General features: G+C 44.2%; 15 protein-coding genes. 6 read left to right on the forward strand and 9 right to left on the reverse strand.

Annotated elements, in window-relative coordinates:
* The first annotated feature begins 40 nt into the window (after positions 1–40).
* From R7Z47_RS09195 to R7Z47_RS09210, 4 genes are all read left to right on the forward strand, one after another.
* Positions 41–946, forward strand: a complete 906-nt coding sequence (locus R7Z47_RS09195; RefSeq protein ID WP_104979015.1) for a lysine exporter LysO family protein — start codon at positions 41–43, stop codon at positions 944–946.
* Positions 947–1,154: 208 nt separating this feature from the next.
* The gene (locus tag R7Z47_RS09200) at positions 1,155–1,667 is read left to right on the forward strand and encodes a hypothetical protein (protein ID WP_017634875.1); all 513 of its coding nucleotides are present in this window, start codon (positions 1,155–1,157) and stop codon (positions 1,665–1,667) included.
* Between the two features lie 211 nt (positions 1,668–1,878).
* Complete coding sequence (gene panP / locus R7Z47_RS09205; protein WP_262606589.1) at positions 1,879–3,525, forward strand: pyridoxal-dependent aspartate 1-decarboxylase PanP; 1,647 nt, start codon at positions 1,879–1,881, stop codon at positions 3,523–3,525.
* Between the two features lie 311 nt (positions 3,526–3,836).
* Positions 3,837–4,691 carry a MurR/RpiR family transcriptional regulator gene (locus tag R7Z47_RS09210; protein WP_005378021.1) on the forward strand — a complete coding sequence of 285 codons (855 nt, stop codon included), beginning with the start codon at positions 3,837–3,839 and terminating at the stop codon, positions 4,689–4,691.
* Positions 4,692–4,767: 76 nt separating this feature from the next.
* On the opposite strand, the gene R7Z47_RS09215 is transcribed toward R7Z47_RS09210, so the two are convergent.
* Positions 4,768–6,012, reverse strand: coding sequence for an iron-containing alcohol dehydrogenase (locus R7Z47_RS09215; RefSeq protein ID WP_054576427.1), 1,245 nt, complete (start codon positions 6,010–6,012; stop codon positions 4,768–4,770).
* 377 nt (positions 6,013–6,389) lie between these two features.
* On the opposite strand from R7Z47_RS09215, the gene R7Z47_RS09220 reads away from it, so the two are divergent.
* The gene (locus R7Z47_RS09220) at positions 6,390–6,656 is read left to right on the forward strand and encodes a GrxA family glutaredoxin (protein WP_005378026.1); all 267 of its coding nucleotides are present in this window, start codon (positions 6,390–6,392) and stop codon (positions 6,654–6,656) included.
* A gap of 175 nt (positions 6,657–6,831) precedes the next feature.
* The gene (locus R7Z47_RS09225; protein ID WP_005378028.1) at positions 6,832–8,514 is read left to right on the forward strand and encodes an aspartate:alanine antiporter; all 1,683 of its coding nucleotides are present in this window, start codon (positions 6,832–6,834) and stop codon (positions 8,512–8,514) included.
* A gap of 78 nt (positions 8,515–8,592) precedes the next feature.
* Here the strand turns inward: R7Z47_RS09225 and fabV are convergent, their stop codons facing one another.
* The 8 genes from fabV to R7Z47_RS09265 form a co-directional block, all read right to left on the reverse strand.
* Entirely contained in the window at positions 8,593–9,795 is a 1,203-nt protein-coding gene (fabV, locus tag R7Z47_RS09230; protein ID WP_005388648.1) for an enoyl-ACP reductase FabV, read from the reverse strand.
* A 174-nt stretch (positions 9,796–9,969) separates the two neighbouring features.
* Positions 9,970–12,252 carry an acyl-CoA dehydrogenase gene (locus tag R7Z47_RS09235; RefSeq protein WP_262606590.1) on the reverse strand — a complete coding sequence of 761 codons (2,283 nt, stop codon included), beginning with the start codon at positions 12,250–12,252 and terminating at the stop codon, positions 9,970–9,972.
* A gap of 71 nt (positions 12,253–12,323) precedes the next feature.
* Positions 12,324–12,959, reverse strand: a complete 636-nt coding sequence (locus R7Z47_RS09240) for a TetR/AcrR family transcriptional regulator (protein WP_005378033.1) — start codon at positions 12,957–12,959, stop codon at positions 12,324–12,326.
* A 717-nt stretch (positions 12,960–13,676) separates the two neighbouring features.
* Complete coding sequence (gene nhaA, locus R7Z47_RS09245) at positions 13,677–14,828, reverse strand: Na+/H+ antiporter NhaA (RefSeq protein WP_005378034.1); 1,152 nt, start codon at positions 14,826–14,828, stop codon at positions 13,677–13,679.
* Positions 14,829–15,158: 330 nt separating this feature from the next.
* Positions 15,159–16,283, reverse strand: coding sequence for a lipocalin-like domain-containing protein (locus R7Z47_RS09250; protein WP_042521997.1), 1,125 nt, complete (start codon positions 16,281–16,283; stop codon positions 15,159–15,161).
* The gene (locus R7Z47_RS09255) at positions 16,283–18,736 is read right to left on the reverse strand and encodes an ABC transporter permease (RefSeq protein WP_213970479.1); all 2,454 of its coding nucleotides are present in this window, start codon (positions 18,734–18,736) and stop codon (positions 16,283–16,285) included. The genes R7Z47_RS09250 and R7Z47_RS09255 overlap by 1 nt, the downstream gene beginning before the upstream one ends.
* A complete protein-coding gene (locus R7Z47_RS09260) occupies positions 18,717–19,388 on the reverse strand; it encodes an ABC transporter ATP-binding protein (protein WP_005378040.1) in 672 nt (223 codons plus the stop codon). The genes R7Z47_RS09255 and R7Z47_RS09260 overlap by 20 nt, the downstream gene beginning before the upstream one ends.
* Positions 19,389–19,575: 187 nt before the next feature.
* Positions 19,576–20,952: an MATE family efflux transporter gene (locus R7Z47_RS09265; protein ID WP_213870495.1), complete on the reverse strand. Its 1,377-nt coding sequence runs from the start codon at positions 20,950–20,952 to the stop codon at positions 19,576–19,578.
* Positions 20,953–21,023 lie beyond the last annotated feature (71 nt).

The raw sequence follows: 21,023 nt of genomic DNA on the forward strand, positions 1-21,023 counted from the left end.
TGCGTGTTGATGTTATCTCAAAAAGGAATCATTGAGCTTTATGTTCTCAGGGATGCTATTTATTTTCGCTCCGCTTGTGGTGGGGTATCTAATTCCTATATCTCGATCTTCGTTATTGGAGAAGATCAATCAGTCAACGTCCTACCTTATTTACGTCATTTTGTCGTTGATGGGTCTTAGTTTGGCGGCGCTCGATAATTTAAGCAGCAACTTACAAAGTATTCTCCTCTATGCGAGTACGTTTTTTTTGTGTCTAAGTGCCTGCAACCTGTTGGCTTTGCCTGTTATTGATAAAATTGTTCCACTCCAGACCAATCAAAATCAAAAGAAGCTACCGTTATCTTCGATGGCTTTAGAGTCTGTTAAGCTTATCGTGGTCGTTGGCGGCGGGTTAGTGGTTGGCCTGCTGTTACCCATTGATTTGAGTTGGGTAGATACAGCAAGCGAATGGATACTCTTTCTACTTCTATTTTTTATTGGTATTCAGCTGCGCAATAGTGGACTTACTCTGCGTCAAATCCTATTAAATAAACAAGGAATGGCTATTGCGGCTGTTGTCATCGCAACATGTATGCTTGGTGGCGTTCTTGCAGCGGTGCTTTTGGATCTTCCTCTTTATCAAGCACTCGCAATGGCTTCAGGTTTTGGCTGGTATTCACTCGCAGGTATTTTAATGGGTGACGCTTTTGGTCCGGTATTTGGTGGCGCGTCGTTCTTGATTGAATTGATGAGAGAGCTAGTCGCACTGGTTGCCATTCCTCTCTTTATTCGTAGCTATCCGTGCACCGCAATTGGTTATGCCGGTGCAACAGCAATGGACTTCACCCTACCCGTTATTCAAACCACCGGTGGTGTGCGTTGTGTTCCTGTTGCTATCGTTAGCGGCTTTATTTTGAGTTTATTGGTACCAGTTATGATGCTTTTCTTTGTATCACTTGCTAGCTAGATCTCAGGTTTTCGCTTTAACATCCATTACAATACGGCAAAAATTTAAATACCCAGTTAACGTCAAAGTGGTCAATATTTTTTGGCAAGCCCCCTCTTTCTTTTCGTCATTCAGCTCAACGATTTGTCACGACCAAATAGAAAGAAGGGAGAAACATCAACTGATGTGCATTGCGTTAATAAAGGGATAACAACCAGAAGGAAGAAGAATGAAACGCTTTGTCGTTGCAGCGCTCCTCGCTACAAGCTCAACTTTTACGCTTGCCGCAGATCAACAATGTCTTGCTAGCAAATACGATGGCTACGTCGATGCCTCACTACAGTGGTATCAAGATCTTGTTGATTTGACGGTTACCCAATATCCAGATCTGAAAGAAGTTAGCCAATGGTTCTTGGATGGACGTAAACATCACTTTGAATTAAACCGCGAAGCGGTTCACTACTTTCTAGAGAACGACCCTAGCCGCGTTGCGACGGAACAGCCAATCGAAGCATGGTTAAAACTAGAGCAACATGACGTTAAGCAGTTAGCGACCCGAAGCGATAAGTTAGGTGAAGTTGCAAAACAGACATTTAGCGACCGTCAATCAACTAACCACCCAAAAAACTACGAGCTTCGTTCAGCATTCGCTGATCTGCTTAGTCATCCCCAACAAATTGATACCGCACTTAATAAGTACAATCAGTCAATAGAAAAGATTGAAAAGCAGAAATGTGACTAAGATTGCTCGCATTAGTCGTTGATTAGCATTCGAAAACACTAGAATGTTTTAACGTACTCAATCTAGAATTTTTTAATGTGAATATCGTAACCTTCACCTAAAATTTTCATTTCTACAACTTGGGTTTCAACAATTAAAACGGGACTTTGCGCCCGTTTTAGTTTAGATTGTGCCGCTCGCATTACCAAAATAACTACAAAGATTCTTTGCTATGGTTAAGGAACAAAAAACCGCTGATGTTAGCTTTGAGAGCTTGCTAAAGATCTTCACTGTCCCAGAAGGTCCGGACTCAACGTTAACTAAAATTGACGAGAGCCTCTCGCGAAATCTAAATCAATTTCTTCGTGAACACATCGTGGCAGAAGAAAAGCCTTTACGCGAAATCGAAAAAGACTTTTCTTCTGCTCAGATTCCTGAGCAGCCAGAGTTCGTGTCAGATCATACAGAGCACTTACTCGACACTTTGGTGTCGCACTCAGTTCACACATCTTCACCAAGCTTCATTGGTCATATGACATCGGCACTGCCTTATTTCTTGATGCCACTGTCAAAGATCATGATCGCCTTAAACCAAAACCTGGTAAAAATAGAGACTTCCAAAGCCTTTACGCCACTTGAGCGTCAAGTTTTGGGTATGCTGCATCGCTTGATATATGGTCAGAATGATACGTTTTACAATCAGTGGATGCACAGTGCAAACCACTCATTAGGCGCATTTTGTTCCGGCGGCACCATTGCCAATATCACTGCGCTTTGGGTAGCACGTAACAAAGCGTTAAGAGCCAATGGCTCATTTAAAGGCGTGGAAAAGGAAGGCCTTTTTAAAGCCATGAAGCACTATGGCTATGATGGCTTAGCGGTGCTAGTGTCTGAGCGTGGTCACTACTCCCTTAAGAAAGCAGCCGATGTATTAGGGCTAGGCCAAGAGGGCTTGGTTGCGGTTAAAACCGATGCCAACAACCGTATTATTATCGACGACCTTAAAGCGAAAATTGTTGAGCTCGAAAAACAAAACATCAAGCCTATTGCTGTTATTGGTGTGGCTGGCACAACAGAGACAGGTAATGTTGATCCATTGCCTGAAATCGCTGAAGTCTGCCAATCTCACGGCTGTCACTTCCATGTGGATGCCGCATGGGGTGGCGCAACACTTATGTCTAACCATCACCGTCATCTTCTTAAAGGTGTGGAAATGGCAGACTCAGTAACTATTGATGCGCATAAGCAGCTCTACATCCCGATGGGCGCTGGTATGGTTCTGTTCAAAGACCCTGACGCAATGAAATCCATAGAGCATCACGCTCAATATATATTGCGCAAAGGTTCAAAAGACCTAGGCAGCCATACATTAGAAGGTTCACGTTCGGGTATGGCGATGTTGGTCTACGCCGCAATGCACATCATAAGTCGCCCAGGTTACGAGCTTCTGATTGACCAAAGCATTGAAAAAGCTCGATACTTTGCGGATTTAATCAAACAGCAAGATGATTTCGAGTTAGTTTCTGAACCAGAGCTTTGTCTGCTCACATACCGTTATTTGCCGCCATTCATCCGTGAAGCATTAGCACAAGCAGAAGGCTCACAAAAAGAACAACTGAATGAGCTGATCAATGAGTTAACACAGTTTATTCAAAAGCGTCAGCGCGAAACGGGCAAATCGTTCGTTTCACGTACAAGACTGAACCCAGACCAATGGCAACGCATGAATACGATAGTGTTTAGAGTGGTTTTGGCAAATCCACTGACCACAAAAGAAATTTTGAGCTCAGTGCTTGATGAACAACGCGAAATCGCCAAGCAAGCACCAAATTTGATGAAAAGAATTCAACAGCTGGTTGTCGATATTCAATCGTCTTAACAGCCAGATCGAGTTACATCAATTTGAAATTTTTTTTCGTTTTGATGTAACTCAAACATCATTATCGTGCGACTAGCGCAACAAAACTTCGTTTACACATCCAATTCTGTAGTTTTTACAACATTTTGTTTGAGGCCTGTCAAATTCTCACTAAATAGTACCCGTTATTGGTTTAGACTGATTGAAGATCAGGTTTATACTGATTCTATGGCGCTGGTTGTTTTCGTTAACGCCCCACTCTACTCCGGAATCTTCGTGTTTCCTTTCGTTAGCAGAGCCAGCGAGTTGTTCTCTATACCCTCGTGAACACTATGAATACATTAGAAAAAATTCAAAAAAACCTGGAGAATTTCAGTAAGTCAGAGCGCAAAGTTGCGGAAGTAATTATGGCGTCTCCACAAACTGCAATTCATTCAAGCATTGCAACGCTGGCTAAAATGGCCGACGTTAGTGAGCCCACTGTAAACCGCTTCTGTCGTCGTCTGGACACCAAGGGCTTTCCAGATTTTAAGCTTCACTTGGCACAGAGCCTAGCCAACGGCACCCCTTACGTTAACCGTAATGTGGAAGAAGACGATGGCCCAGACGCGTACACCCATAAGATTTTCGAATCGACGATGGCGTGTTTAGATGTCGCGAAAAATAGCCTAGATCCAATGCAAGTGAACCGTGCGGTCGATTTGCTAACGCAAGCGAAGCGCATTTCATTCTTTGGCCTTGGTGCATCATCTTCTGTTGCCCGAGACGCACAAAACAAGTTTATTCGCTTTAATATTCCAATTACTTGTTTTGAAGATATTGTTATGCAGCGCATGAGTTGTATCAACTGCAGTGATAATGATGTTGTGGTTCTTATTTCTCATACCGGTCGAACAAAGAGTCAGGTAGAAATAGCGAACCTTGCTCGTGAAAATGGCGCAACGGTTATTGCGATTACAGCGAAGGATTCTCCTCTAGAAAAGGCAAGCTCGCTGGCCATTACGCTCGATATTCCAGAAGATACCGACGTTTACATGCCAATGGCAAGCCGAGTTGTACAAATGACAGTGATTGATGTGCTAGCAACTGGCTTCACTCTTCGCCGTGGTACAGGTTTCCGTGAGAACCTAAAACGCGTAAAAGATGCGTTGAAAGACAGTCGCTATGACAAATTAAGCCAGTACTAAGCACTAAAGCTTAGTCAATACTTTATCTAGGGGAGCTCAAGGCTCCCCTTTTGTTTTAATGCTGCTAAGGGAGCAATCACCCTAAGTCGTTGACACTCGATAAGTCCGTTCTTGATTCCAGTACTTCAACAGAACTGACATGTTGTGCACTCTCTGCTACACACTCTCCGCTACAATCACAGACTTGCTGCAATATGTGTATCAAACGTTCCTGATTAAGAGGTAAAGGATTCCCTTTGATTGCCATTGATTTAAGCGCATCATTCGCCACTTGCTCAAAAGAGGTTTGGCATACTCCAAATTGAGCCAGTAGCGGTAACGCTAACTTATCTAGCACCATATTTACCCAAAGAATTCCATCGTGTTCGTTAGCATTTACTCGCTCAGTGACTAATTGGGCCAGCTTGCGATAACGACTTATCACATCATTCCTACCCGCGAGTTTAGCGGCGTTAATGTTCTCCTGCATCACGTGCGGAGCTAGGCGAGCCGTAATAACGCTATGGGGGGCGTCTAACTTGCCTCCTAACGCCGATGCTAACCCATGAGCGGCACCTAATTTGGCATTAGTAATCGCCATACCACCAAGCAATGCAGCGAACGATAAATCAGAGCGCGCCTTATGATTATCTTGCTTACAAGCGGCAATCACTGAACGGCTTAAACGGCGTAGCCCCTCTTCGCAGACCATATCAGTAAGAGGGTTTGGCTCACCACACACATACGCTTCCATTAAATGAGTGAACGCATCCATTGCGCCACGTCCAGATGTGTATTGGTCGGTCCCGTAAGTAAGTGTCGGGTCTACAATGGCAACGTCTGCGAGCATATCAGGGCTTCGAAGACTCACTTTCACTTTATCTTGTCCAGATTTCAGCACAGCATTTCTGGTCACTTCTGAACCGGTGCTTGCTGTCGTAGGAATTGCAATAAAATGAAGAGGCTTTGCTTTTAAAGGGACGCTTCTTCCTACCACTTCTACGTAATCGTAAACATTGCCTTGATTGGGAATAATGGCAGCTAAGGCTTTGCCCATATCGATGACGCTGCCACCACCTATCGCAACTACCATATCAGGTTGGAATTTTCTACCGAGCACTGCGGTCTCTTCTACCATCGTGATGTATGGTTCACCAACGATAGCTACGTGCTGGTAACGCATATTTTGAGCTTTAAGATATTGGATAATGGGGGCGGCTCGTTGGGTATCCTGCCCAGTAACCAGCAAAACACTGTAGCCAAATTGGTTAATAACGGATAATGAAGATTGAAGTGCACCTTCACCAAATATAATCCTTGTTGCAGTCATAAACTGAAACATACACACCCTCCCAAAAGAATATACCCAAATAACCTCTCGCCCTCTGATTTAACACTTATGTAAGAGTTGAAGTTATTTGCGTATAGCCAAAATAGATTGCTATTTTTTTAAACAAAAAAAATTGACCAATTCCACCTTGCCATCATTAACCCTTTAGAATGTATGTTTTTTATGCGTCACTTCACATACTTCAGAGTCGTAAAATAAGCACGTGCGTTTAGTTTTTATTCGATAGATTTCACCTATAGAACCAAGAGGTAATTGCCGCTTTATTTCCGTATCTGGATCGGGCATAGTTACTCCAACAAAAGAAAGCGCACTCAGCCGCTATGTTTTGTACGCTTTCAAAAAAGAATAGATTTAGGAGAAATAAGATTATGTTCGTTGTTATCTTTGGTCGCCCTGCATGTCCTTTCTGTGTTCGTGCAAAAGAGCACGCAGAAACGCTAAAAGCAAAACGTGATGACTTCAACTACCGTTACGTTGATATTCACGCTGAAGGTATTTCTAAAGCAGATCTTGAGAAAACAGTTGGTAAACCAGTTGAAACCGTTCCTCAGATCTTTATCGACCAAGAGCACATCGGTGGCTGCGACGAGTTCGAAGCATACGCGAAAGAGCACCTAGGTCTATTTGACGAGTAATAAAGACTGTTTTCAAAAAAGCCGCTTCATGCGGCTTTTTTATTATTTTTCAGCTGGTTATTACGTTAAGTCAACTAATGGTAAAACCTAAAAAAATTCACTTATCTTTTTGCTATATTTAGTTACAATTCACAGTTCTTAATCTTTTTTGGCACACACTCTACCGAGCCACACAGTGAACATAGACGTCGTATACCTTCTCGAGCAAAACCCTATCCTTCTAATCTTCGTCGTATTAGCCATTGGCCTTGCCATCGGAAAAATTCGATTTGGCAAATTACAATTAGGCAACTCTATTGGCGTTCTTATTACCTCTTTGGTAATGGGCCACCTTGGTTTCTCATTTAATGCAGAAGCTTTAACCATTGGCTTTATGCTGTTTATCTACTGCGTTGGCATTGAAGCTGGACCAAACTTTTTTGGTATATTCTTCAGAGATGGTAAGCATTATTTTATTTTAAGCATGACTGTTCTCGTGTCTGCGGTCAGCTTAACGTATGGCTTGAGTCACTATTTCGGCCTCGATTTTGGCTTATCCGCCGGTATGATGGCAGGCGCATTGACCGCAACGCCAGTACTGGTTGGTGCACAAGATGCTCTTAACTCTGGCCTTGCGACTATACCGCGGAATATGGAATTTTCTCTGGTATTAGAAAATCTATCCGTAGGCTACGCGATGGCTTATCTGGTCGGCTTAATTAGCATGATCATGTTTGCTAAATTGTTGCCAAAACTGCAAAAACAAAACCTTTCTGATTCCGCGCAGCAAATCGCACAAGAGCGTGGCCTTGGAAATTCAAGCCAGAGAAAAGTGTATTTACCCATTATTCGAGCTTACCGAGTGGGCCCAGAGCTAATTGACTGGACTGATGGTAAAAACTTGCGAGAACTGGGTATTTATCGTCAAACTGGCTGTTACATTGAACGAATCCGTCGCAATGGTATTCTCGCCCACCCAGATGGTGATGCTATCTTGCAAGAGGGAGATGAAATTGCACTGGTTGGCTTCCCTGACAGCCATGCTCGCTTAGACCCTAGCTTCCGTAATGGTAAAGAAGTATTCGACCGTAACTTGCTTGATTTGCGCATCGTTGAAGAAGAAATCGTCGTAAAAAGTGACGCTATCGCTGGTAAGCGTTTATCGGATTTGAATTTGTCTGAGTTTGGCTGTTTCTTAAACCGCGTAGTTCGCGCTCAGATTGAAATGCCTATGGACTTAGACATTGTGCTCGCTAAAGGGGACGTCCTTCAAGTGAGCGGCGAGAAAAGCCGAGTACATGGACTGGCGGAAAAAATCGGTTTCATCTCGATCCACAGTCAAATGGCCGATTTGCTCGCTTTTTGTAGCTTCTTTATTTTGGGTATTCTGTTTGGCCTCATCACAATGACATTCGGTCAGGTGTCTTTCAGTTTGGGTAATGCGGTGGGTCTTCTGTTATCCGGTATTACGCTTGGTTTTTTACGAGCAAATCACCCTACTTTCGGTTATGTCCCACAAGGGGCGCTGAATATGGTCAAAGATCTAGGGTTAATGTTCTTTATGGTCGGAATTGGTCTAAGTGCAGGTGGAAAGATGTTCGAGCACCTAACGCAAGTAGGACCAAAAGTCATTGGTTTGGCATTTATTGTCAGTGTTGTGCCTGTAGTTCTGGCTTACTTAGTTGGCGCACACGTACTCAAGATGAACCGTGCCCTGCTCTTCGGTGCCATTATTGGCGCCCGTACTTGCGCTCCGGCTATGGATGTCGTTAACGACTACGCTAAGTCCACCATCCCAGCCCTTGGTTATGCGGGTACCTATGCGATTGCGAATATTTTAATGACGCTAGCTGGTACGATTCTGATAATACTAAGTTAATACTCACTTTGACTATGAAATACAAAAAGGCGCTCAATGAGCGCCTTTTGTTTATTGGTTATCTAGTCTGTGATTCGATTAGATTTGAATGAAGTCTGCTTCAACTGCTGGATTCACATCCGCTTCGTAATCTACGCCTTCAACGCCGAAACCAAATAGTTTCAAGAACTCTTCTTTGTACTCAACGTAGTCAGTCAGCTCTTTTAGGTTCTCAGTCGTAATTTGAGGCCATAGCTCACGACAGTGCTGCTGAATGTCGTCACGAAGTTCCCAGTCATCCAGACGTAGGCGGTTCATCTCATCAACTTCTGCCGCGCTACCGTCTTCTTTGTATAGACGTTGGCTGAACATACGGTAGATTTGTTCCATACAACCTTCGTGTACACCTTCTTCGCGCATTTTCTTGAATACCATTGCGATGTACAGTGGCATAACAGGAATTGCAGAACTCGCCTGAGTTACAACAGATTTAAGTACCGCAACATTGGCACTACCACCTGTTGCTGCTAACTTGTCGTTTAGCGCTTTCGCTGCACGGTCTAGGTCCATTTTTGCTTTACCTAGTGCACCATCCCAATAAATTGGCCAAGTTAGCTCAGTACCAATGTAGCTATACGCGACGGTCTTACAACCTTCAGCAAGAACACCAGCATCAGACAACGCATTGATCCAAAGTTCCCAATCTTCACCGCCCATTACAGTGACAGTGTCTTTGATTTCTTCTTCTGTTGCAGGCTCAACGCTAGCTTCGATGATCACATCTTTGTTGGTATCAACAGCCGTTGATGTGTAAGTTTCACCGATAGGTTTAAGAGATGAACGAACTAATTCACCAGTTTCTGGCATTTTACGTACTGGAGATGCCAGTGAGTAAACCACCATATCGATTTGACCTAAGTCTTCTTTGATGAGCTCGATAGTTTTCTGTTTCGCTTCATTTGAGAAAGCGTCGCCGTTTAAGCTTTTTGCGTACAGACCTTCTTCACGCGCTAGCTTTTCAAAAGCAGCGGCATTGTAAAAACCTGCTGTACCTGGTTTCTTCTCAGTACCTTCTTTTTCGAAGAAAACACCGATAGTTGATGCACCGCCACCAAATGCCGCAGCGATACGAGAAGATAGACCGTAGCCACTTGATGCACCAACAACAAGAACACGCTTAGGTGCGTTTTTGATTGGACCTTGCGCTTTGGTGTACGCAATTTGTTCTTTTACGTTAGCTTCACAACCAACAGGGTGCGTTGTAGTACAGATAAATCCACGAATTCTAGGTTTGATGATCATATTCAACTTCCTTTAAAAAACCTTGTTAGGATAAAAGTTTCGTTGGGATTTCGCATCTAATTTCTGTAAAAATGCTCTTAAAAGGCAAGTGGTTGGAGCACTATCCCACCATCCACTCCCCAAGAATACAAAAAAGCACCTCATTGAGGTGCTTTTCTTAACATTAGTTGTCTATTATGCCGCCGGATTCAACTGCGACTTTTTTGGGCTATGAGTTCGCACTTCAGAAAAGTCATGACTAAAGTGGTCAACTTGAATCGCCTTGTAGCGCAATTTATCTGCAGCCATGATTTGATCAATTTCTTGCTCAGTTAACACGCCTGCTTCAAATGCTTGCTGCAAACGGTCATGCAGCAGACCTTTACGAGCCACTTTACCATCCTTCGCAGCCTTCATAAGTTTACGCTCCAAAGGTTTAATGTCGTACATTGCAAGGAATGCATTCTCCATTAAGCCTACGCTGTCATCCTCTGATTTTCCGATGTAGCACAGATGCGTGAGGCGATCACGTTGCGCGCCTGGTGTCATCATCGCTTCAGCCAAATTCACACACAGCTCATCACTTGGCTTATTGAAATGATTACCAAGCGGGAACAATAGCCCCTTAAGCACACCGCCAACGTATTTCACAGGGAAGTTGGTGTAAGCCTCATTTAATGACTTAGAAGCGTTATACAAACAGTGTTGAACAGCGTAATGAACGAAGTCTAGATCGCCTTGTTGACGGCCTTCATCTTCATACTTTTTCAAGGCAGCAGATGCCATGTATAGATAGCTTAATCCATCACCCAAACGTGCTGAGATCATTTCTTTACGCTTCAAGTCTCCACCTAAGGTTAACATCGCAAAGTCTGCACTTACTGCAAGTGCACGACTAAGACGAGTAATGTCTTTGTAGTATTGCTGCGTTGGGCCACTCATGTGCGCGTTAACAAATCGAGAACCAGTTAGTGCTGCACCAAATGCACCGAATGTATTACCGAGAGCGTGCTTGATGTGTTTAAAGAGTAGGTTGTCAAATTCTTTCGCACCTTGTTCAGAATCTGGATTCGCCGCGGCTTCCATTTCTTTTAGAACATATGGGTGGCATCGAGTCGCACCTTGACCAAAAATCATCAGGTTACGAGTCAGAATATTCGCGCCTTCAACAGTGATAGCAACTGGGATGCCAAGGTAATGTTTAGCAAGATAGTTCATTGGACCATCTTGAATCGCACGACCCGCATGGATATCAAACGAATCATTTAGAATGGTACGCGCGATTTCTGTCATGTGGTACTTGGCAATCGCGGTTACAATCCCAGGTTTTTCTTTCATATCGAGAGAAGTCGTCGTTAGCGTACGCGTCGCTTCTAGTAGGTAAGTAAGACCACCAATGCGCCCCATCGCTTCTGCGACACCTTCAAACTTACCGATCGACATACCAAACTGTTTACGCACGTAAGCATAAGCACCTGTTGTACGTGTAGTAAGGTGACCAATCGCTGTGCCAAGCGCTGGGAGAGAGATACCACGACCAGCAGAAAGACACTCAACCAGCATACGCCAACCTTTACCTGCGTAATCAGCGCCACCGATCAACCAGTCCATAGGGATGAAGACATCTTCACCACGAGTAGGGCCATTCATGAACGCAGACCCCAGAGGATCATGGCGCTCGCCTATCTCGACACCTACATGGTCAGCGGGAATCAACGCACATGTAATGCCAACCTCTTTCTTGTCACCAAGTAGCCCTTCAGGATCCTGCAGTTTAAATGCTAACCCGAGCACTGTCGCAACTGGCGCAAGCGTGATGTAGCGTTTATTCCAACTAACTCGCACGCCAAGCACTTCTTTGCCTTCATGGGTGCCGTAACAAACCACGCCTTGATCAGGTATGCCACCTGCATCAGAACCCGCTTCAGGGCCAGTTAGGGCGAAACAAGGGATGTCTGTACCATCAGCTAAACGAGGCAACCAGTAATCTTTTTGCTCTTGCGTACCATAGTGCGATAGCAGCTCACCAGGGCCAAGAGAGTTCGGTACCATTACCGATACCGCGGTACTGATACTTCGAGTCGCAATACGAGAAACAATGGTTGAGTTCGCCAAAGCGGAAAATTCACGACCACCATATGCTTTCGAGATGATCAAAGAGAAAAATCGCTCTTTACGTAGGTACTCCCATACTTCAGGCGGTAAATCCCTGTCTTCTTTGACAATCTTCTGGTCATCAAGCATTTCTAGCAGGGTCTCAAGCTCATTATCCATAAATGACTGCTCTTCTGCCGTCAGTGTAGGCGTTGGATAATGATGCAATGTTGTGAAGTTTGGCTTGCCTGAGAATAGTTCGGCATCCCACCATACACTACCCGCTTCCATCGCCTCTTTCTCGGTGCTAGACAGAGGTGGCAATACTTTTTTGAACACTTTAAAAGCCGGGTCACTAATCCATTTTCTTCGTAGAGAGCTCATAGTTCAGATCCTTTTGTTCACGTAACCGCTCGGGGTATAATCTTATTATTGGTTTAACTTTCTTATTTGTCTTATGCCAACTGCTTTGCTGACATTCCTGCTGACAAATATGGAATCAGTAAATCGACGACAGATTTCACATCGACTTCCTTTTCAAACTTACTTTCTGCCAGCTCCGAAAGAGCTTGGCTTGAAGCCATCGTAAATACACAGGTTCCTAACGTGAAGTGCAGTCGCCAAAACAACTGTTCTTCACATAGTTCCGGGTTCGCCTTCATTATCGAGAAAGTGAAAAGGTTCAGTACCTCTTCGTATCTGGTGGTAATGAACCAGCGTAGATGACCTTGAACGTCTGTATAACCGCGGCCAATTAACAACATAAATAGCGCAGTACCATTTGGGCGTACATCATTTAATGTACGTAAAGGTAATCGCAATGACTCAAAGACATCGTCCATGTTGTAGCTATCGCGCGTGTTTAACTCAATTAATGAAGTCTTAATGCTCGGCATTAGTGCTTCTAAATACCTATCTAAAACCGCTCTAACCAGCGTTTTTTTATCGCCAAAGTGATAGTTTACCGATGCTAAGTTAACGTTAGCTTTACCTGTTATCGTTCTTAGCGAAGTATCATTAAAGCCATGTTCAGCAAAGAGTCCTTCTGCGACATCGAGTATTTTTTCTTTTGTTGATGTTCTCGGGGCCATTTTAATCACTCGTATTAAACAACTGTTTGAAAATATACTCCCGAAACTTAAGATTAACAAATGATTAACATCACACTTTAACCAATTGGTCTGACCAGGCAGTAAAAGGTGTGATCTAATCTTTTGAAATTCAATCGAATACTCCAGTGAAGCTTGTCAGAAGAAAACGATCAAATTTCTCAGTCCATCGCAATTGAAACGCTAACAATAGCCATGGCGGCTCGGAGTGAGCGACGAGAGTATGAAATACATCTTCGGTTCTAGGGAAGATAAAATTAGAAACACAGAAGTTAGTAACTTCGCCAAGTTGGTAATCCATCTCGATTTTTCTATTACTTTCGGGTGTGTAAGAAGCTAGAAAGCATTAAGTAGAAATTTTTTGAAAAAAAATGGAACTGTTTGGAAAAGGCTCGGTCTGAATATACGTAACAGTTAGGGCATTTGAAGTTTCACTGGCCGTCAAACTTGTTTCCATCTAATTGTTACGTTGCTGCTTTTTTCTTATTAACTCCTATGTTTGTATCCGCCCAGTCAAATTTTCGGCTGGGCTTTTTTTCGCCTGTAGATTTACCAAGCGCCTCTTTCGATGATTTGCCCCAACTCCATAAGCTAGACCTTAGTTGGTCACAAAAGTAACCACCCTGAAGTGGTTGATGTGCCAATCTGCAGACATAAAAAAGCCTCCCGAATGGGAGGCTTTACTAAACAGTGTGTATCTTACGCTTGCGCTTTCTTAGGCAAAGAAAAGTGCAGTAACGCGTAGCCAAGTAACGCGGCTGTCGTCGAGCCCATTAAGATACCTAGTCGAGCATAGGTATCAAACTCAGGGCTTACATTTCCAAACGCTAAAGAGGAAATGAATATAGACATTGTAAAACCGATACCACACAACACAGAGACCGCAAAGATATGCTTGAAGTTAATGCCTTCCGGTAACTTAGCTACACCCATTTTCACAGCTGCCCAACTAAAGGTGAAGATACCTAGAGGCTTACCAACCAGTAGCCCCAAAGCAATACCTAATGGCAGCATTGAAGTTAGGCCTGACATCGATACGCCTTCTAGCGAAATCCCCGCATTTGCAAATGCGAATAGAGGTAAGATACCAAATGCCACGTATGGATGAAGTGCGTGCTCCATGTGCTTAAGTGGGGAATGTTCGCCCTGTTTACCCTTAAGAGGAATAGCAAAGCCGATCACTACGCCTGCAAGTGTTGCGTGAACACCAGATTTAAGTACCGCAAACCATAAGATCGCGCCGACTATCATGTATGGCGTCAGTTTCGTTACTTCCTTCGCATTCAACATGAACAGGACACCAGTCATGATGAAGCCAACAAGCAGCGCCATGCTAGAAAGATCACCTGTGTAAAACAGTGCAATAATAACAACCACGCCTAAATCGTCGATGATAGCGAGAGCTAACAAAAACACTTTAAGGCTTACTGGTACGCGCTTACCTAGTAGCGCCATGATACCTAGAGCAAATGCAATATCCGTCGCAGCTGGAATGGCCCAGCCAGAAACCGCCTCTGGGTCGTTAGCATTAAACGCAACGTAAATAAGAGCAGGGGCTAACATACCACCAACCGCTGCAATCGCAGGGAAAATTGCGGTTTCTTTTGATTTTAGCGCTCCTTCAAGTAGCTCTCGCTTCACTTCAAGGCCAATAAGTAAGAAGAAAACAGCCATTAGGCCGTCATTAATCCAGTGAGAAACTGACATACCGAATACATAAGTATGCAGTACAGATTGATAAGTTTCGCCCAGCGGTGAGTTAGCAATGGTCATCGCAATTGCCGCTGCAATTACGAGAAGAATACCACCTGCTGATTCCATTTTGAAAAAGTCACGAATGACATCGTTCATGGTTTCGTCCTTATATTTATTATCTTAATAAACGATTAACAAAGAGTGATAAGAGTGTATAGCTGTCGAAAACTTTAGAATAATCGCTTCTTCAGAGTATAAACTTCGGTTTTTTCGATGTTAAGTTTACTATACATCGTATTTTCCAACATGACACTCAATTTTGATCGGACATCGTATTTGTTTTTGTCGCACCAAATATTTATCAAGATGATGAGAAAATCAGCATAACACGGCTTGTACCATCATGATAACCCCGTACTTTTGAGAAAAAGCTAGGAAGCTTCGCGCACTAAAAAACCACCCGTAGGGGGTGGTTTTCTTCACAACTCAATAGCCTGTCAGCTGCATAAAGCCCCAAGCCTCATTGGAGCCGGAAGCTAAAGTAGGCCCTTCCCAGTAAGGTATTACAAAGGGTAGCCACATATCTGACTTGATAATGCGGGTAGTCAAATTAATTTGATGCTTCGGAATATTGATAATCCACTGCAAAGGTAACCTTCTTCCATTGGATAAACTGGTCACTTGCATTGGTTTAATACTGATATCATCGTCTGAGAGGTTGATGACTTTACCTGAGCGTGTCGACAACGTGCCAAACACGTGCGGTGTTTGCCCATGGTGACGATAACGGCTAACAGTTAATGCTCGACCATCATCTAAATTGAAAACAAACCAATCCCAGCCTTGTTGCCCCTCACCAATTAAGCCGCTGCCCCACTCTTTTTGCGCCCAAGCAGAACCCGTCACTGAGAATCGCTTACCATTTAAGCTTAAGCTGCCTTTTACTTTTAAAAATGGAGCACTGAAGCTGAAAGAAGCAACAGATTGCAACGCATGTTTAACTTGGAAGCCTTTGTCTCCATTCACCACAAAGGGGCCGCTTGTCATGGTATTGAGCTCAAGTCCAAACGTATCAGTATTCACATTCAAGTTGCCCGGGAAAGGCGTCGCACCGAGTGATCGCCAAGTCCAATTATCAATCCATAACCTGAAAGGACGATTGATCATACCAGCTTGGCCTATCCCACCTCTAGCTACCCGTTGCTCTTTCCATACATGCGAGCCATGACTGACGACAACATGTGAAATGTACAATTGAGGGTTCTGCCAACCGCTGGTTTCTCGCTCGTCCGTCGCAACCCTGAAATAGCTCCATTGAACATTGTAGATCTTGCCTTGCTCATCTTTTAGTTTCGCAAAGTAGTGCCACCATTCATGCTGATACTCGGGATGAAAGCGAAAGTCTGAGGGTAAAGAGACATGCTCATTAGGTAGTACAGGCTCGAAAATCGTTTGATTTTCACGCGTTAAGATAGAATCAAGTTCGCTTTCTCGTGTTGCTGTCGCCTCTAACCAAAAAGTTGAGTAAAAAGCAGCCCCAGTCAGAAAAGCGAACGTAACAACAATGAGCGTTGAAACCAACAAGCGTTTTTTAGAGCCCATTTTTTTCATTACAACGCGTCCCTTAATGACTTCATCGGTGTACTTTTGATCATTCTAATAACTGGCAATGCGCCAGCAACCATGATGGCAAGCATCGCCCAAGCAATGGTTTGAGCATACTCCCATGGAATCGTTTGAAGCTCTAGAGACCAGCCAAATGATTGCTTAATGATAATATCAACGATCAAATGTGCGAGCGCCAAGCCGAGCGGCACTGCAATAATCGCAGAAATGGCTCCGAAGACGAATAGCTGCAAACCACCTAATACGACAAGTTCTTTTCCGGACACACCCATGCACCTTAATAAGGAAAAATGCCGCTGCCGTGAAAGTTCTCCTGCCAACGTCGCAAAGAATAAACCAAACACGGCAATAATCAGCGTGATATTGCCCAAGGTTCCTGCTATCGCAAAGGTATGATCAAACACTCTCATTGCTTGGCTATAAATATTACCGTTATCAAACACACGATCTTGCGGGAGACGGAATACATTCTCTAAGCGATTTTTCAGCCCTTCTCCATTGACGTTATCTTTTAATACTACGCCAAGACCAACATTACCCGTACCTGCAAATGCATACAGCCAATTCCGGTGCGACATCATCACCTGGTTATATGGGTTTCCATAATCGTAGTAAACGCCTACGACTTGCCAATCACCACCAAGCGGTTCTTGCAAGTTAATGAAATCGCCAGGGCGGATATCCAGCTTCAAGGCCATCGACTCACTGACCATTAAGCTCTTGGTAGCGTGCAGTTGATACCAGTAATTTGGGACACCTAACTTGACGGTAAGTGAGTCTAACTCACCTTCAGAAGAGCCAGTACTCACAACTTGCAGAGCACCATGCTCGGTCGGCATATCTTTTTCCCAGCGCCACCAAACCGAGTTCACCTCTGGCTGATTCTGGAGCCATGCGCTCATCCTAGCGGCTGAATTGTTAGTCGGATAGATGTACACATCAGCGGCTAATCGCTGATTTAGCCACTTATCGGTTGTATCTCGAAAGCTTCCGACCATTGTTTCTACACCAATGTTTGCCGCCAGCGCTAACATAAACGCCATCGTAGCCACACCTCGATAGCTCATGCTGGCTGCTGCATCAGCAAAAAACCAACGGACACGAACCCATCGCATGGTATAAGAAAAACTTTGGAACATATGCCACATAATAAATGGCATAAACAACGCCACACTAATCAACATCAGCGCAATAATTGCAAAGCCGGTTTCTTGTGTTTTCGGCGCCTGATATACCGCTATTGCAGCGACACAAAACGCACATGCCGCAAGCGCCTGCCAAGAGAACTCTCTTCCAGCAAATCGCATTAGCGACAGTCGAGAAGAAAGGCGGATTGGTTGTGACTTCAGCAAACGGATTAATGGCCACAGACACGATATCAACGCACCCATCGCTGCCATGATTAGGCTATATAAGCTAGATTGCCATGACCATCCTATGGTTAAACCTACGTTGGCATCATACAAATCACTCAGGCTCGAAGACACTGCTGGGATAAGTTCATTCGCTAAGATCAAGCCAAAAAAGTTACCACACGCCCACGCAATAAAGACGAGCAAAGACAACTCTAGCAATAAGGCTTGCGCTAACTGTGTTCCGTTAACACCAGTCTGTCTCAAAATACCGACCAAACGTTGTCGCTGGATGAAAGACAGAGACATCGCTTGATAAAAAATAAACAACCCGACCAAAAACGACAGCATTCCCATCGCGGTGAGATTCATATGGAATGCGTTAGTTAGCGACTCAAGCTCAGTACGCGTATTCCTAACAAGCGTCATTCCGTTTGGCAGCATGTTTTTCAGTGCTATTAGCTTTTCCTCTGGCATTTCGCCACAAGAAATCGCAGACAAACCTGAGCTCCGCTTGAGCATACGCAACAACGATATATCAGTAACCAGCCGAGTACCTGAAAGCATCTTGTCCTTATCTACTTGAATAGGCCCAAGACGGCTTCCATCATTCATCTCAATGAAATCCCCATCCTGCCAACTCATGTAAGCGGCCAAATCTTGACTAACAAGAATAGGATAAGGAGGCTTCATTAGTGATAAAACAGGCATCTCACCTAGCGATTTTCCTTGTTGTAGTGGGATCATCGCGACAGGATCTATCCCCACCAACATCAGGCTCATATCGGTCTTGGCATCTAGATGAAGCACGTCAAACGGTGCACATTGGTTGAACCCAGCTCGACGTAACTGAATATAGAAACCTTGAGGAATTTTATTGGCAGAGTGCTTCGTTCGGATTCGGTATGGCAAAGGATTGGAGAAAAGCTTTTCCCCAGTAGCATAACTTTGTTTTGCATGCTGGTTGATAGAAGTAACACCAACAAGGAGGGACACGCCTAAAGTTAATCCCAGCCAGACAAGAATAATTTGTAGAGGGTAACGACGGTAATGACCGAGTAGTGCCTTAACTACGGGCCATAACATGTAGCTGCCCTCCTTGAAGTCGAATCTTTCCTTCCATATGGGCGGCCACTTTTTCACTGTGCGTCACTAACAGCAAAGTACACTCCAATTGGCGAGCGAGACTCGTTAATAAGCGCATTACTGCTTCTGCGTTTCGCTCGTCTAGGCTACCAGTTGGCTCATCAGCAAGCAGGATTTTGGGTTCCATATAAAGGGCGCGAGCAATCGCCGCACGTTGTTGCTGACCACCAGACGCCTCTTCCGGATAACGTCCTAGCAATGGCATTAAGTCCAAAGCAGAAAGAATTTGACGCCACAACTCTTTATCTTCCGGCAGACCTTTTAACTGACGACAAAAACGAATATTGTCGGCAATATTAAGTGTAGGAAGCAGGTTGAATTGTTGGAAGATATTACCAATATTGTTGCGGCGATAAAGGGTTCTTAAATGCTCCGGTGCTTCATGCATAGCAAAATTTGGAAACTGCACTTCACCAGAGTCAGCAGTATCTAATCCGGCGATTAAATTCAGCAGAGTACTTTTACCCGAACCACTTTCTCCCATCAGAGCAACTTGGTCGCCTTGCTGCAATGTTAATTCTGCCCCTTGTAATACAGGGTGAAACTCTCCCCCGTCTACATAGCCTTTACATAGGTCTGACAGTTTTAACATTGATTATGCCGCTCGGATGGTGTTTAAAAATTGGGATCAGAATCTACACTAAAATCCTGTTAGTAGAAAGTATTTTGAATGCTTGATCACACTATGGAAGTACAAATGCAACTCGATTCACTTTCTGTTGCTAATTTTGTTGACGTTTTGAGCAGATTTTTGCAGCCAAAATAAACTCTGTTCCTCCTTACTGGCCAATCAGGTTTTTCATCCATTTTCGGCTAACCATTCTTGGCAAGCAAATCGCCCACTTCACAACTTCTTCCGTCAAAAAGAGTAAGTAAACCCATTGTGGGTCCCAATTGAGATAAATCGCTGCAAATGCTGCGAGTGGAATCCCGATCACCCACTGCGCCAAGATGTCTTGATACAAACAAAACTTAACATCACCGCCCGCGCGTAATACACCAACAATCGCCATCATCGGCACCGAGCGTAACACGACACCCAACGCTAGAATCACCATAAACTGTTCAGCTAGCTCGCGAGTGTCTGTTGTCAGTGCACTAAACGCATTAAGGATCCATTGATTTGACACTATCAACAAGATGGCGACCACAAATGCGATAAGCACATTCAAAATGACCGTAGCCCATGCTTGATAATAAACGGGTTCAAAATTACGAGCGCCGAGCTGGTTCCCTACTAGAACTGCAGCCGCATTCGATAAACCAATCATCATCGCCAATGCGATCGACTCAACAGGTGTCATTACGGAAAGTGCCGCCAAACCTTGTACGCCTGCTTGCCCCATGATGGCGTGATAAGCAAACAGCCCACCAGCCCACGCCAAGAAGTTAAATGTGGTTGGCAAAGAGAGGCTCAAGAAACGCGTAATTTTATCTAAGACCAATCCTGCGCGTATATCATCCCAACCAAATGCGATTATGTGTTTTTTCAACCATAGATAACCAAACAGGCAACCTACTTCGATCGCGCCACTGATTACCGTTGCGATCGCTGCTCCCGTAATACCCAGAGCAGGAAAGCCTAATTGACCAAAAATTAAAACCCAGTTAAGAAACACATTAGATAAAATGCCTATACCACTAAAAAAAGTGCTTAGGCCTGGTTGGTGCATCGCCCTTAGGCCCACCGACATACTGGCCACACATGCAACAGCAAACATGCTAACCGACGAAATAATGAGATAGCTGGCCCCTAATTCAATCACTTCTTGTGAATCGGTAGTCAAGCTCATGATGAGTTGTGGAAAAACAACAAACAAAGCAACAGCAATCGCAGCAAACATCATTGCGATCATCCATGTTAAAGCGGTACTGCGACGCACCCCAACTTTATCGCCAGCCCCCCAATATTGAGCGGTTAACAACGCACCGCCCGTTGTCACCCCAACTAACATGATGGTGGTGACGAAAGTCGCGCGCGCAGCAACTCCAACAGCGGCAATTTCTGCTTCACCAAGTTGACCAAGCATAAGAACATCGACGAGGCTTCGGCTAGAAAACATCATGCTTTGCAGTGTAATTGGTAACGCGATTGCAAATAAACGACGTAAGAATGCTTTATCTGCGTGTATTGAGAGTTGAGAAAGAAAAGTCACAAGCGCTCCAACGACAACTTATTGATAGAATGGGGAAAGTGTCTCATGATTATACTCTGTGGTGTTTATTC

The organism is Vibrio sp. 1641, from assembly GCF_033339995.1.
GTDB classification, from domain to species: Bacteria; Pseudomonadota; Gammaproteobacteria; order Enterobacterales; family Vibrionaceae; genus Vibrio; species Vibrio alginolyticus.